The sequence below is a fragment of the Pseudoalteromonas sp. MB47 genome (assembly GCF_011319765.1).
In the GTDB taxonomy this organism is placed as follows: Bacteria; Pseudomonadota; Gammaproteobacteria; order Enterobacterales; family Alteromonadaceae; genus Pseudoalteromonas; species Pseudoalteromonas simplex.
Map to the genome: position 1 here is coordinate 148,067 of NZ_VFBD01000031.1, position 12,212 is coordinate 160,278.

A 12,212-nucleotide genomic window follows, 5' to 3' on the forward strand; every position below is an offset into this window, starting at 1 on the left:
TCTGAAATAACATCAGTATTGTTGGTTTTTTTGAAACTGATACCACAAACTAAAATGGCCCGAGTACGCTGTATAAATACAGGGTAACACGAGCCATTTAATCGCTAGCGAGAGCTTAAGTCAATGACTTATTAAGCACCTTGCTGTGGATTCATGATGTCGTCGAATGCTTTTTCAACGTCAGTCACGTTTGCTTTAGCTAGGATAGCTTCAACTGCTTGCTCTTCCATCGCTACGTTGCGCATTTGCTGCATAAGCTGATCGTTTGCTTTGTAGTACTCTACTACTTCAGTTGGATCTTCGTATGCAGAAGCTACAGTTGCGATTAACTCTTCAACTTTAGCGTCGTCAACTTTAAGCTCGTTCGCTTTAATTACTTCACCTAGTAATAGGCCAGTCTTAACGCGAGTTACAGCTTGCTCGTGGAATAATTCAGCTGGAAGCTCAGGCATGTTTTTAGCGTCGCCACCGAAACGTTGTGCAGCTTGCTGACGTAGTGCATCAATTTCTTGATCTACTAGCGCTTTTGGCACTTCGATTTCGTTGTTAGCTAAAAGACCTTTGATAGCTTGATCTTTAACGTTAGCTTTAACTGCTTGGTCAAGCTCACGTGTCATGTTCTTTTTAACTTCTTCTTTAAGAGCGTCAACACCGCCTTCAGCTACACCGAATTTAGTTGCGAACTCGTCGTTAAGCTCAGGAAGCTCTTGAGTTTCAACTTTCTTAACAGTGATTGCGAAAGTAGCTGCTTTACCTTTAAGGTTTTCAGCGTGGTACTCTTCAGGGAAAGTTACTTCAGCAACAACTTCTTCGCCCGCTTTTTTGCCAACGATGTTGTCTTCGAAACCTGGGATCATACGACCTTGACCAAGTTCTAGTGGGAAGTCTTCAGCTTTACCGCCTTCGAACTCTTCGCCTTCGATAGAACCAACGAAGTCGATAGTTACACGATCGTTCTCGCCAGCAGCTGCGTCAACTTCAGCCCAAGAAGCGTGTTGCTTACGTAGAGTTTCTAGCATGTTAGCTAGGTCTTCGTCAGTTACAGATACAGCTGGCTTTTCAACAGCGATTTTATCTAAACCTTGGATTTCAACTTCTGGGTAAACTTCGAAAGTTGCATCGAATTCTAAATCTTTACCAGCTTCTAACGCTTTAGGAGCGAAAGTAGGTGAACCAGCTGGGTTAATTTTTTCAGAAACGATTGCTTCGATGTAGTTGCGTTGCATTAATTCGCCAGCAACTTCTTGACGTACTGCAGCACCGTAACGCTTGTTGATGATAGACGCTGGTACTTTACCAGGACGGAAACCATCGATACGCTGGGTTTTAGACAGTTGTTGTAAGCGTTTTTTTACTTCAGTCTCAACGTTCTCTGCAGGAACGGTGATGGTCAGACGGCGCTCAAGGCCTTGAGTCGTCTCAACAGAAACTTGCATGATTTACCTCAATCTTCAATTTTGGCGACTGTTCGCCTTCCTTACAAACAAGGTGATCTCCATGAGTGATAGCAAGTTTTAACGCTGAAAATTTCAACTTAAAACGGCGCATTGTAACCATGAGATACCATTGCTGCTTTGCCCCTATGGGCACTATGTTAAACAATAGACGCGGCATTATAACCTAATATTTATGATAGTCGAGTCTGGGGGGCAATTATTTGGCGTATATAGCAGCAATCAGCGTTTAAATGCGTAAAAAACGAACGCAACAAAATAACAAAGGAGAATTAAGCTGAATTAAAGGATGTATTTAGAAATTTAGAAGTGGTCGGCGATGCAGGATTTGAACCTGAGACTGAATTGGATATACCCAAACCAATCGTTCTTTGACCATAATTCTTTAAAAGTGGTCGGCGATGCAGGATTTGAACCTGCGACCCCTTGGACCCAAACCAAGTGCGCTACCAAACTGCGCTAATCGCCGATACTGAGAGAAGTTTTGAAAATAAATACCGCTTATTAAAAGTGGTCGGCGATGCAAAATTTGCACCTTCGACTGAATTGGATATACCCAAACCAATCGTTTTTTGACCTTGAACTTTCTAAAAGTGGTCGGCGATGCAGGATTTGAACCTGCGACCCCTTGGACCCAAACCAAGTGCGCTACCAAACTGCGCTAATCGCCGATATCTTAGAGTAAATTGGGGTGACTGATGGGGCTCGAACCCACGACAACCGGAATCACAATCCGGGGCTCTACCAACTGAGCTACAATCACCACGGCATTTACATATTTTCAAATGGCGCACCCGGAAGGATTCGAACCTTCGACCAACGCCTTAGAAGGGCGTTGCTCTATCCAGCTGAGCTACGGGCGCATCGAAAACTTCATAAGTTTGCCTGTAAGCGCCGCTTCTTAAAGAAGAAGTGGTCGGCGATGCAGGATTTGAACCTGCGACCCCTTGGACCCAAACCAAGTGCGCTACCAAACTGCGCTAATCGCCGATGCTTACTGTTGTTTGCGAGTGACCTCGTTAACAACGGGGTGCATAATAGTGATTTGACCGAGTCAGGTCAAACATTTTTTTAAGAAAATAATTCAATCGGTCACTTTTAGTTCATAATGGTTAAATATTGCAAATATAAGCTAAAATTTGAACTCTTTTTTATAAAGTAGCGCTTTATATAAGATTGCATCTTGGCGCTATGATGCTTTTCTGCGAAAATACGCAGCATAAATAAATATGATCAAACAAACATGATTTGTGTATCCACGCCCCCTTTATTGGATAATCATATTTAGATGTATCAGTATCAAGTTAACTAACCCCAATTAAAGGTCACCCATGACGGCAAACATCATCGATGGTAAGGCAATAGCTAAACAAGTACGCAGCAATGTAGCAGAGCGAGTTGCAGAGCGTGTAGCGAATGGATTACGCGCTCCAGGACTAGCAGTTGTGTTAGTTGGTCAAGATCCAGCTAGCCAAGTGTATGTTGGTTCTAAACGTAAAGCATGTGAAGAAGTCGGCTTTGTATCTAAGTCTTACGATTTACCTGGCGACACAACTGAGCAAGACTTACTTGCATTAATAGATCAACTAAACGAAGACAAAGAAGTAGACGGTATCTTAGTACAGTTACCTTTACCACAAGGTCTTGATGCTGAAAAAATTCTTGAACGCATCACACCACATAAAGATGTTGATGGTTTCCACCCTTATAACATTGGTCGTTTAGCTCAGCGTATGCCGGCACTTCGTCCTTGTACGCCGAAGGGGATTATCACCCTACTCGACTCTACCGGTGTTCGCTACAAAGGTATGCACGCAGTTGTTGTTGGTGCATCAAACATTGTTGGTCGTCCTATGTCACTTGAGCTTTTACTTGCAGGCTGTACAACAACGGTTTGTCATAAGTTTACTCAAGATTTAGAAACGCATGTTCGCCGCGCTGATTTGTTAGTTGTAGCGGTGGGTAAACCTGAGTTTATTCCGGGTGATTGGGTTAAAGAAGGTGCTATTGTAATCGATGTAGGTATTAACCGCCTTGAATCTGGCAAGCTTGTTGGTGATGTTGAATACGATATCGCTGAACAAAAAGCACATTTCATTACACCAGTACCAGGTGGTGTTGGTCCAATGACTGTGGCAAGCTTAATCGAAAACACCCTTGAAGCGTGTGAAAAGTACCACAGCTAAGAAGAGCTAAATTATTGCAAAAGGCTGCCAATTGGCAGCCTTTTTTGATTTTAAGTTTTTTGTAGTTTGAACAGCCTGAGCTTTAACATCTGGGGGAGCACTGAAAACACAATCATCAAAAACATTAATAGGTATTGCCAGTCTTGATATTGTTCGTTTATGAGTAAAACAGCGCATACGATTCCCGCAATTGGGTTAGCTATCGTTCCGAATGAAAACTCAGCTACAGTCATGCGTCCTAATAACCAAACATACAGAATATAAGCGATGGCAGTATTGGGCACGATTAACCAAAATAATGCCGAATATTGCAGCGCTGAGATAGGCTCAAATATCACTTGGTATTGCTCTGGATGAAGTAAACTGCCATCAATAAACGCAGCCAATAATAAAATAGTGCCGCCAATGATTAACTGCCAGGTAAGCACAACCCACCAATGAATATGCACCGACAAACTCTGTACTAAGGTGCTACCAATCACAATAGTCAGTAATGCCCCAAATAAAGCGGCCACTCCCAATACATTTAATGCCACGTGTGCTGGATCAAACAACAGCCAAGCCAATACCACCAGCGCCATAGCGCAGAATGCTTGAATTTTTGCAGGTCGCTGCCCTTTAGTAAGCCAAACATATAACAAAGCTACAACCGGCACAGACACCATCCCTACCCCTGCAATGGCAGCAGGAAGGTTTACTGCCATGATAAAAATAAAGGCAAAAAACAACGCGATATTCACAGCACCTAGCGTTAACAAACTTGGCCACTGCGAACGGGTTGGCAAACTAGGTTTAAGTAATAAAAGTAACAACCCTGCAGGTAGTGCACGCAATGCGCCTAATAAAAGTGGCGGCCAATCAGGTGTGGCATATTTGGTCACGGCATAGGTGGTGCCCCATAAAAAGGCGGGGATCATGGCAAATAAAATATTCAATGTCTGTCCTTGTTAATACGAAGAGATGACAAGGTAAAACCTCAAGTAAAGTTGAGGTCAATAGCTGTATCGAGTTAAAAACAAAAAAGGTTGCCTCGTTGGCAACCTTTTTTAATGAGTTATCTTTCGATGGATACTTAGGCTTTACGCCACGTTGTTTTACCAGCAGAATCTTCGAGTACCACACCAAGTGCATTCAATGCATCGCGGGCTTCATCAGCTGCCGCCCAATCTTTGTTTGCGCGGGCTTCATTACGTTTTGCTATTAACGCTTCGATGTGTGCTACTTCATCATCAGCTTGGCCACCTTGTAAAAAGGCTTCTGGATCTTGTTGTGCTACCCCTAATACCTCTGCAACACTGCGTAGTACATAAGCGAGCTTACCAGCTTGCTCTGCATCGCTGTCTTTAACACGGTTTAGCTCTTTTGCTAGTTCAAACAACACGGGTAGTGCTTCTGGTGTGTTGAAGTCATCATCCATCGCTTTTCTGAATTTAGCCACATATTCATTGCTAGCTAAATCGCATTCGATTGGCGTTACCCCGCGCAGTGCAGTGTAAATACGTTCAAGTGACGAACGTGCTTGCTCAAGGTTTTCTTGCGAATAGTTAAGCTGGCTACGGTAATGACCTGATATTAAGAAATAACGAACTGATTCAGCATCGTACTCTTTTAATACGTCACGTACGGTAAAGAAGTTGTTTAATGACTTAGACATCTTCTCTTTATTAACCTGTACCATCCCTGTGTGGATCCACGTATTCACGTACTTGCCGTTATTTGCACAGCATGACTGAGCAATTTCGTTTTCATGGTGCGGGAACTGTAAATCTGAACCACCACCGTGAATATCAAAATGTTCGCCTAAGTGCTTAGAGCTCATTGCTGAACATTCGATATGCCAACCAGGACGACCCTCACCCCATGGTGAAGACCATGACGGCTCTTCTGGCTTGGCTTTTTTCCAAAGCACGAAATCAAGTGGATCTTGCTTATCTTGTGCAACTTCAACACGTGAACCAGCCTGTAGCATGGTTAGGTCTTGTTGTGATAAAGCACCGTATTGCTCAAAGGTTGATACGTCAAACAATACATCACCATCTGCAGCAACATACGCATGGCCTTTAGCAATTAGACGCTCAACCATCGCGATGATTTCATCCATATGGTTTGTTACTGTAGGCTCAACATCCGGACGCAGCATATTTAAGCTGTCGAAATCTTCATGCATGGCTTTAGTCATACGAGTCGTTAAGTCATTAATTGACTCACCATTTTCGTTAGCACGCTTAATGATTTTGTCATCAACATCAGTGATGTTACGAACGTATTTTAAATCGTAACCTATGTGGCGTAGGTAACGCACAATCACGTCAAAACCAACGAAAGTACGAGCGTGACCAATGTGACAGTAATCATAAATGGTGATACCACACACGTACATGTCGATTTTGCCATCAACAAGGGGTTTAAACTGCTCTTTTTGTCGCGTAAGTGTGTTGTAAATTTGTACCATTTATAAAATGTCCTTAACGGTGTTTCGAGATTCTCTATGGTAACACTTGCAAAGCCGCTGCTCTAGCGCTTTATCAATTGAATAAGCAGTTTGTTAATCGTTTTAAACAAGCTCTTTGTTAATCAAACACAACTACTATAAAATAGCCCCATTATTAAACCTGATATAGGAAACCTCATGGTTGTACTACACACAAACTTTGGTGACATCACTATCAAGATGCACGAAAGCGATGCACCAAACACAGTTAAAAACTTCTTAGAGTATGCCAGCGCTGGCTTTTACAACGGTACTATCTTCCACCGTGTAATCGATGGTTTTATGGTACAAGGCGGTGGTTTTGAGCCGGGTATAGTTCAAAAAGAAGTAAACAACCCTATCGAAAATGAAGCAAACAACGGCCTTGCAAATAAAGTGGGCACATTAGCAATGGCACGTACGCCGGATCCACATTCAGCAACTGCGCAGTTCTTCATTAACGTTAACGACAATGACTTCTTAAACTTCAGCAGTGAAACATCACAAGGCTGGGGCTACTGCGTGTTCGCAGAAGTTGTTGAAGGTATGGACGTGGTAAACAAAATCAAAGGTGTTGCTACTGGCAGCGCTGGTTTCCACCAAGACGTACCTCTTGAAGATGTTATCATCGAAAAAGTAACGGTTAGCTAATTTAATCGTTTAGTCTTTTTGAGCGGGCCTGTTGCCCGCTTTTTTGCGAGTAACCATGAAACAAAGTTATTTTATTGCCGATCTCCATTTAACAGAAAACCGCCCAGACATCACTGCGGCATTTTTTGATTTTCTTGATAACAAGATTATTAATGATGACGTTGATGCGCTGTATATTTTGGGTGATTTTTTTGAAGTATGGGTCGGTGATGACTATCAAACTGACCTTTCAAAGAGTGTTGCCGCACGTTTAAGCCAAGTCAGTGAAAGTGGTACTGAGGTGTTTTTTATCCATGGTAATCGCGATTTCATTATGCGAGAAGACTATGCAAAAAGCGCAAGTATGACTTTACTACCTGAACAAGTTGTTATTGATTTATACGGTACTCCAACAGTTATCTTGCACGGTGATGAAATGTGCACTCAAGATATTGAATATCAGAAGTTTCGTAAAAAAAGCCGTGGTTGGTGGTGGCCAAAATTAATGCTTGCTATGCCGCTTTGGTATCGCAAAAGGATTGCCCGTAACGCCCGCGAAAAATCAAAACAAAGCCAAGCTGGCAAAGCGTTAGAGATTTTAGATGTAACTGAAGATGCAGTACTAGCCATGTTTGAAAAGCATCAGGTTGCTAATATGATCCACGGTCATACCCACCGCCCCAATGTACATCACTATAATATAAATGGTAAAACGCTAACCCGCACTGTACTGGGTGACTGGTATGAACAAGGTTCATACTTAAGAGCTACTCCTGAAAAACAAAAACTAGTCCATACGCCCTTTAAATAAGCGTATTTTTAACTATGCTGTAAACAGTAATGTTAAATACCTTCTCTGTTTATGAACCGATTAAGCCTTTTCTGTTGCTGTTTACTGTTCAGCTTTTCAGTCCACTGCCAAACTTGGCAATTGGTCACTGAACCATTCCCACCCTATTTTATTGGTGAACAACACAAGCCTGGCTGGCTTCATGAAGTGATCATCGCAGCACTGAAAACACAAAATCAAAAAGCCTCTATCGAATATACTCAATGGGCTCGAGCATTAAAACTGGCAAAACGACATAGACGTGTGGCAGTACTCGGAGCTTATTATACTGAGTTAAGAACGCGAAGCTTTATTTATTCACAACCTCTTGCGACAGCTCACACAGTACTTTTTAAACGCGCAGGCAGCGAGATAACTTTTACTGGCTCACTATATTCACTAAAACCCTATACGATTAGTAAAGGAGAAGACTATGCAGTTAGCCCAGAGTTTGAACAACACCCAGAGCTTACTGTAACAACCACTGATAGCTTAATTGATAGCTTATTACTACTAAAACATGGCCGCGTTGATTTAGTTGCAGGCACAAAAGAAGTCGCTTTGTATTGGCTCAGCAACAGCGAGCGGTTACAACAAGCAAAGCAAGTAGAAGTTGAATATATTACCCCGGCTTTAGCTACGCAAAATTTACACGTGATCAGCGACAAACATCATCCCCAAGCAAAGCAATTTCAACGTAGCTTACATTTAGGTCTAAAAGCGATTGTTGCTTCAGGTGAACTAGAAGAAATTCTTCAAAGCTATGAGTTTACTGACGAGCAAACTCGTCAATTAACTCAATTATTAAGCAGAAACCTGCGCTAGTTGCGGTAATAAGAATTCAAATTTTAAGGAACTGAGCTTACTTGTAATACATAGGTACTCAAAAAAGCTTACCTAAGCTGGCACACCACTATGAAATTTAAAGTCTTCGTCAGGAGTTGATATAAGCTCAGCTTCAAGCTGACCAAAAAATTCCACACGCTCAGTGATATCAAACTCACTGATTTCTTGTGCAAGAGTTAAATAGTCTTGGTAATGACGCGCTTCAGAGCGCAGTAGTGAAATATAAAAGTCACCTAATCGCTTATCAACATGCGGGGCTAATTTAGCAAAACGCTCGCATGAGCGGGCTTCGATGTAAGCACCGATAATTAATTTATCTACCAAAGCATCAGGCTCGTAAGTTTTTACATGGCGCAGCATTCCTTTGGCATAACGACATGGGGTAATGCTTTTATATTCAATGCCGTATTCATCCATGATCTCAAGCACTTGATAAAAGTGATGGAGCTCTTCTTTTATAAGCATCACCATTTTATCGATAAGGTCTTGCCCATAAGGTGAATTCGATTTTGGGATCATTGATTTAGTCAGCTTGTTTTTATCTGCAAGCTCTCGCCAATCCCCTTCACGCTTATAAACAAGCGTTTCAAAGGGTTTTAACCACTCAAGCAACGCATCACTACTTTCTTTATCAACTGCATACTTACGAATTAAAAACATCGCAGACTGAGCTGCTTTTAATTCACAAATTAGGTGATCAATTAAAACCACATCTAAGTTTTCTTTTTTGGTTGCCGCAGCAATCCACTCATCAGGCGTTTCGCACTTTAAAAAAGAATGAATGGGCGCTAATAAATCAGAATAAGGCACTGAATAACTTCTCATCAAAAATCTTAATTCGATTTTATCACATAAATTAGCCCGCATTCCATGACCCACATCAGTGCAAAGTAATTTTCTATATGCACTAAAGAGTTACATTTAATCGGCTATATCGATTATTTCAGCTTCTTGACAAGATTTAATTACTGAACCATAACTTAATCAAAGCTGTACAAAAATAAAGCAGCTCATATTCCTTTTTTACAGGGGCAATAATTATGATTCTAAACCACTTATGGGGCTTATACGCTCACCCACTCGAAGAATGGCAGACAATTGATAACCGTCACGAAAGCTTGCGCTATAGCTTATCGCACATTTTATTAATTGCTTGTATCCCTTCACTCATGGGCTACTATTCATCAGTTTATTTGGGCTGGAGTATTGGCGCAGGTGAAGCAGTATATTTAACCCATGATAGTGCATTACTTATCGCGGTTGCGATGTACTTTGCACTAATTGCGGGCGTGTTTGCACTTGCATACTTAGCTCATTGGATGGCAGTGACCTTTGGTGCAAAACCCACCTTTACACAAACCCTAGAACTTGCTGCGTATACAGCCACGCCAGTATTTATGTCTTCATTTGCGGCATTCTTACCTGAGCTATGGTTTGTGGTGTGTGTAGGTCTTGTAGCACTAGCCTACTCAGTTTACTTACTCTACACAGGGGTGCCAATTTTAATGCACATTCCTGAAGAACGAGGTTTTATCTATGCCAGTTCAGTAGTCACGTGCGGGCTGATTTTATTGGTAATTATTTTAGCTGCCACAGCTATTTTATGGACTAACGGAATTGTCCACCCTATGTTTACTTGAGTTCATTGTTATTTTCCTTTCTTTCCATAAACAAAAAAGGAGCTGTGAAGCTCCTTTTTTATACCAATCAAATCAAGGCTGATTAATCAGCACTGTTCTCTTCTTGATTGTGCAACTCTAAACTCGCTGACATGGCGTTTTCACGGGTTGATTTCGCTGAATCATTACGTAAACGGTCAATGTGGTTTAGGTAATCTTGGTCGATATCACCGGTGATGTATTGACCATCGAATACTGATGTTTCAAAACGGGTGATTTCTGGGTTTTCTTGGCTTACTGCTGAGATTAAGTCATCTAGCGATTGATAGATAAGACCATCTGCACCAATGCTGGCGTTGATATCTTCAACTTCACGGCCATGAGCAATTAGCTCAGCTGCCGATGGCATATCAATACCGTAAACGTTCGGAAAACGAATCTCTGGCGCTGCTGATGCGAAGTAAACGTTCTTCGCACCTGACTCACGAGCCATCTCAACGATTTGCGCTGACGTTGTACCACGAACAATTGAGTCATCAACAAGTAATACGTTTTTACCTTTGAACTCACGGTCAATGGCATTCAGTTTTTGACGAACTGACTTCTTACGCATTTCTTGACCTGGCATGATAAACGTGCGGCCAATGTAGCGGTTTTTAACAAAACCTTGGCGGTATGGCAGGTTAAGCGCTGATGCAATCTCAAGTGCTACGTCACATGATGTTTCTGGAATTGGAATAACCACGTCGATGTCTTTGTCAGCCCATTCACGTGCGATTTTCTCACCTAACTTAGTACCCATGTTTACACGTGTTGCATAAACAGACATACGGTCAATTGTTGAATCTGGGCGTGCAAAGTAAACAAACTCAAAGATACACGGCGAGTAAGTTGCTTTTTCAGCACACGCTTGTGAGAAAAGTTGACCATCTTCAGTTACGTAAATTGCTTCACCTGGTGCAACGTCACGTACAAACTCAAAGCCATCTGTTTTTAAAGCAACGCTTTCTGATGCAAACATGTACTCAGTACCATTTGCAGTTTCACGCTTACCAAATACTAATGGGCGAATACCGTTCGGATCACGAAACGCAACAATACCGTGACCAATGATCATTGCAATCGTTGCGTAACCACCGGTTACTTTATTATTCACTTCAGTAATCGCAGTGAAGATATCTTCAGCATCAAGTTTTAGCTTATTTGATTTGCTTAACTCATGTGCCACGATGTTAAGTAAAATTTCAGAGTCAGATGTTGTATTAACATGACGGCGAGCTTCTGAAAATAATTGCTGCTTTAATGCTTCTGCGTTTGTTAAGTTACCATTGTGCGCAAGTGCGATACCAAATGGCGAGTTAACATAGAAAGGTTGCGCTTCAGACGAGCTAGAAGAACCAGCTGTCGGGTAGCGAACATGGCCAATACCAATTGTACCTTGCAGACGTTTCATATGACGGGTATGAAATACATCTTTTACAAGGCCATTGGCTTTACGTAAGCTAAACGTGTTGTTTTCAATGGTAATGATGCCAGCTGCATCTTGACCGCGGTGTTGCAAAACAGTTAAGCCGTCATATAACGCCTGATTAACAGGAGAAGTTCCGACTATGCCAACGATACCACACATTAAATTTATCCTCGCCGATTAACGGTTTACAGAATTTAAAAAGCTCGAGTTGTTTTCGAGGTACGAGAAGAACCACTCAACAACAAAGCCAAATTCTGGAATCAAAATAGAGTTGCCCCACCAATGCGTATTAGGTGCACCGGTAAAAGCATCAAGAAAGAAGAGTAACGCGCTTACGACCAACACGCCACGAAGAGCACCAAACACTATGCCGAAAACACGGTCTGTGCCAGATAAACCAGTACGTTGTACAAGTTCACCTAAAATATAGTTTAGTAACCCACCCAACAGGAGTGTCGCAAAGAATAATATGGCTATTGCGGCTGCATTTCTTAAAAGGGGTTCTGAAATACTTGTTAGGAAGGATGCTAAATATTGGTAAAACAAACTAGAGATGATAAATGCGCCAGCCCATACAGCTAATGACATTGCTTCTTTTACAAAGCCACGTATTAAGCCGATGATAGTGGATAGTGCAATAATGCCAAGTATGGCGTAATCAACCCAGATCATAAGAACCAACTAGTCGTTAATTTGGGGCGCATTCT

Annotated in this window: 11 protein-coding genes and 5 tRNA genes; 5 read left to right on the forward strand and 11 right to left on the reverse strand. The window is 41.9% G+C overall.

Translation table 11 applies throughout. From position 1 onward, the window contains the following. Nucleotides 1-131 precede the first annotated feature (131 nt). From tig to IMPJCBKJ_RS18910, 6 genes are all read right to left on the reverse strand, one after another. Entirely contained in the window at nt 132-1,436 is a 1,305-nt protein-coding gene (tig, locus tag IMPJCBKJ_RS18885) for a trigger factor (RefSeq protein WP_054553149.1), read from the reverse strand. Between the two features lie 410 nt (nt 1,437-1,846). Then, a tRNA-Pro gene (locus IMPJCBKJ_RS18890) sits at nt 1,847-1,923 on the reverse strand. A 125-nt stretch (nt 1,924-2,048) separates the two neighbouring features. Next, nucleotides 2,049-2,125, reverse strand: a tRNA-Pro gene (locus IMPJCBKJ_RS18895). A 16-nt stretch (nt 2,126-2,141) separates the two neighbouring features. After that, nucleotides 2,142-2,217, reverse strand: a tRNA-His gene (locus tag IMPJCBKJ_RS18900). Between the two features lie 23 nt (nt 2,218-2,240). After that, nucleotides 2,241-2,317: transfer RNA gene (locus tag IMPJCBKJ_RS18905), tRNA-Arg, on the reverse strand. A gap of 50 nt (nt 2,318-2,367) precedes the next feature. Then, nucleotides 2,368-2,444: transfer RNA gene (locus IMPJCBKJ_RS18910), tRNA-Pro, on the reverse strand. Nucleotides 2,445-2,785: 341 nt separating this feature from the next. On the opposite strand from IMPJCBKJ_RS18910, the gene folD reads away from it, so the two are divergent. Next, entirely contained in the window at nt 2,786-3,640 is an 855-nt protein-coding gene (folD, locus tag IMPJCBKJ_RS18915) for a bifunctional methylenetetrahydrofolate dehydrogenase/methenyltetrahydrofolate cyclohydrolase FolD (protein WP_054553151.1), read from the forward strand. 50 nt (nt 3,641-3,690) lie between these two features. On the opposite strand, the gene IMPJCBKJ_RS18920 is transcribed toward folD, so the two are convergent. Together IMPJCBKJ_RS18920 and cysS are read right to left on the reverse strand one after the other, a co-directional pair. Next, a complete protein-coding gene (locus IMPJCBKJ_RS18920) occupies nt 3,691-4,575 on the reverse strand; it encodes an EamA family transporter (protein WP_166341590.1) in 885 nt (294 codons plus the stop codon). A gap of 137 nt (nt 4,576-4,712) precedes the next feature. After that, nucleotides 4,713-6,092: a cysteine--tRNA ligase gene (gene cysS, locus IMPJCBKJ_RS18925; RefSeq protein WP_054553153.1), complete on the reverse strand. Its 1,380-nt coding sequence runs from the start codon at nt 6,090-6,092 to the stop codon at nt 4,713-4,715. A gap of 177 nt (nt 6,093-6,269) precedes the next feature. On the opposite strand from cysS, the gene IMPJCBKJ_RS18930 reads away from it, so the two are divergent. The 3 genes from IMPJCBKJ_RS18930 (at nt 6,270) to IMPJCBKJ_RS18940 (ending at nt 8,394) form a co-directional block, all read left to right on the forward strand. After that, nucleotides 6,270-6,761: a peptidylprolyl isomerase gene (locus IMPJCBKJ_RS18930; protein WP_166341592.1), complete on the forward strand. Its 492-nt coding sequence runs from the start codon at nt 6,270-6,272 to the stop codon at nt 6,759-6,761. A 55-nt stretch (nt 6,762-6,816) separates the two neighbouring features. After that, nucleotides 6,817-7,551 (forward strand): UDP-2,3-diacylglucosamine diphosphatase, encoded by a 735-nt coding sequence (locus tag IMPJCBKJ_RS18935; protein WP_166341594.1) that lies wholly within the window; start codon nt 6,817-6,819, stop codon nt 7,549-7,551. Nucleotides 7,552-7,671: 120 nt separating this feature from the next. Further along, the gene (locus IMPJCBKJ_RS18940; RefSeq protein ID WP_166341596.1) at nt 7,672-8,394 is read left to right on the forward strand and encodes a transporter substrate-binding domain-containing protein; all 723 of its coding nucleotides are present in this window, start codon (nt 7,672-7,674) and stop codon (nt 8,392-8,394) included. 72 nt (nt 8,395-8,466) lie between these two features. Here IMPJCBKJ_RS18940 and miaE read toward each other — a convergent pair whose 3' ends face one another. Continuing rightward, complete coding sequence (gene miaE, locus IMPJCBKJ_RS18945) at nt 8,467-9,225, reverse strand: tRNA isopentenyl-2-thiomethyl-A-37 hydroxylase MiaE (RefSeq protein ID WP_055021736.1); 759 nt, start codon at nt 9,223-9,225, stop codon at nt 8,467-8,469. A gap of 230 nt (nt 9,226-9,455) precedes the next feature. On the opposite strand from miaE, the gene IMPJCBKJ_RS18950 reads away from it, so the two are divergent. Then, nucleotides 9,456-10,055, forward strand: a complete 600-nt coding sequence (locus IMPJCBKJ_RS18950; RefSeq protein WP_054553157.1) for a Yip1 family protein — start codon at nt 9,456-9,458, stop codon at nt 10,053-10,055. 82 nt (nt 10,056-10,137) lie between these two features. Here the strand turns inward: IMPJCBKJ_RS18950 and purF are convergent, their stop codons facing one another. Together purF and IMPJCBKJ_RS18960 are read right to left on the reverse strand one after the other, a co-directional pair. Continuing rightward, the gene (gene purF, locus IMPJCBKJ_RS18955; protein WP_054553158.1) at nt 10,138-11,664 is read right to left on the reverse strand and encodes an amidophosphoribosyltransferase; all 1,527 of its coding nucleotides are present in this window, start codon (nt 11,662-11,664) and stop codon (nt 10,138-10,140) included. Nucleotides 11,665-11,682: 18 nt separating this feature from the next. Beyond that, entirely contained in the window at nt 11,683-12,177 is a 495-nt protein-coding gene (locus tag IMPJCBKJ_RS18960) for a CvpA family protein (protein ID WP_036969851.1), read from the reverse strand. Between the last annotated feature and the right edge of the window lie 35 nt (nt 12,178-12,212).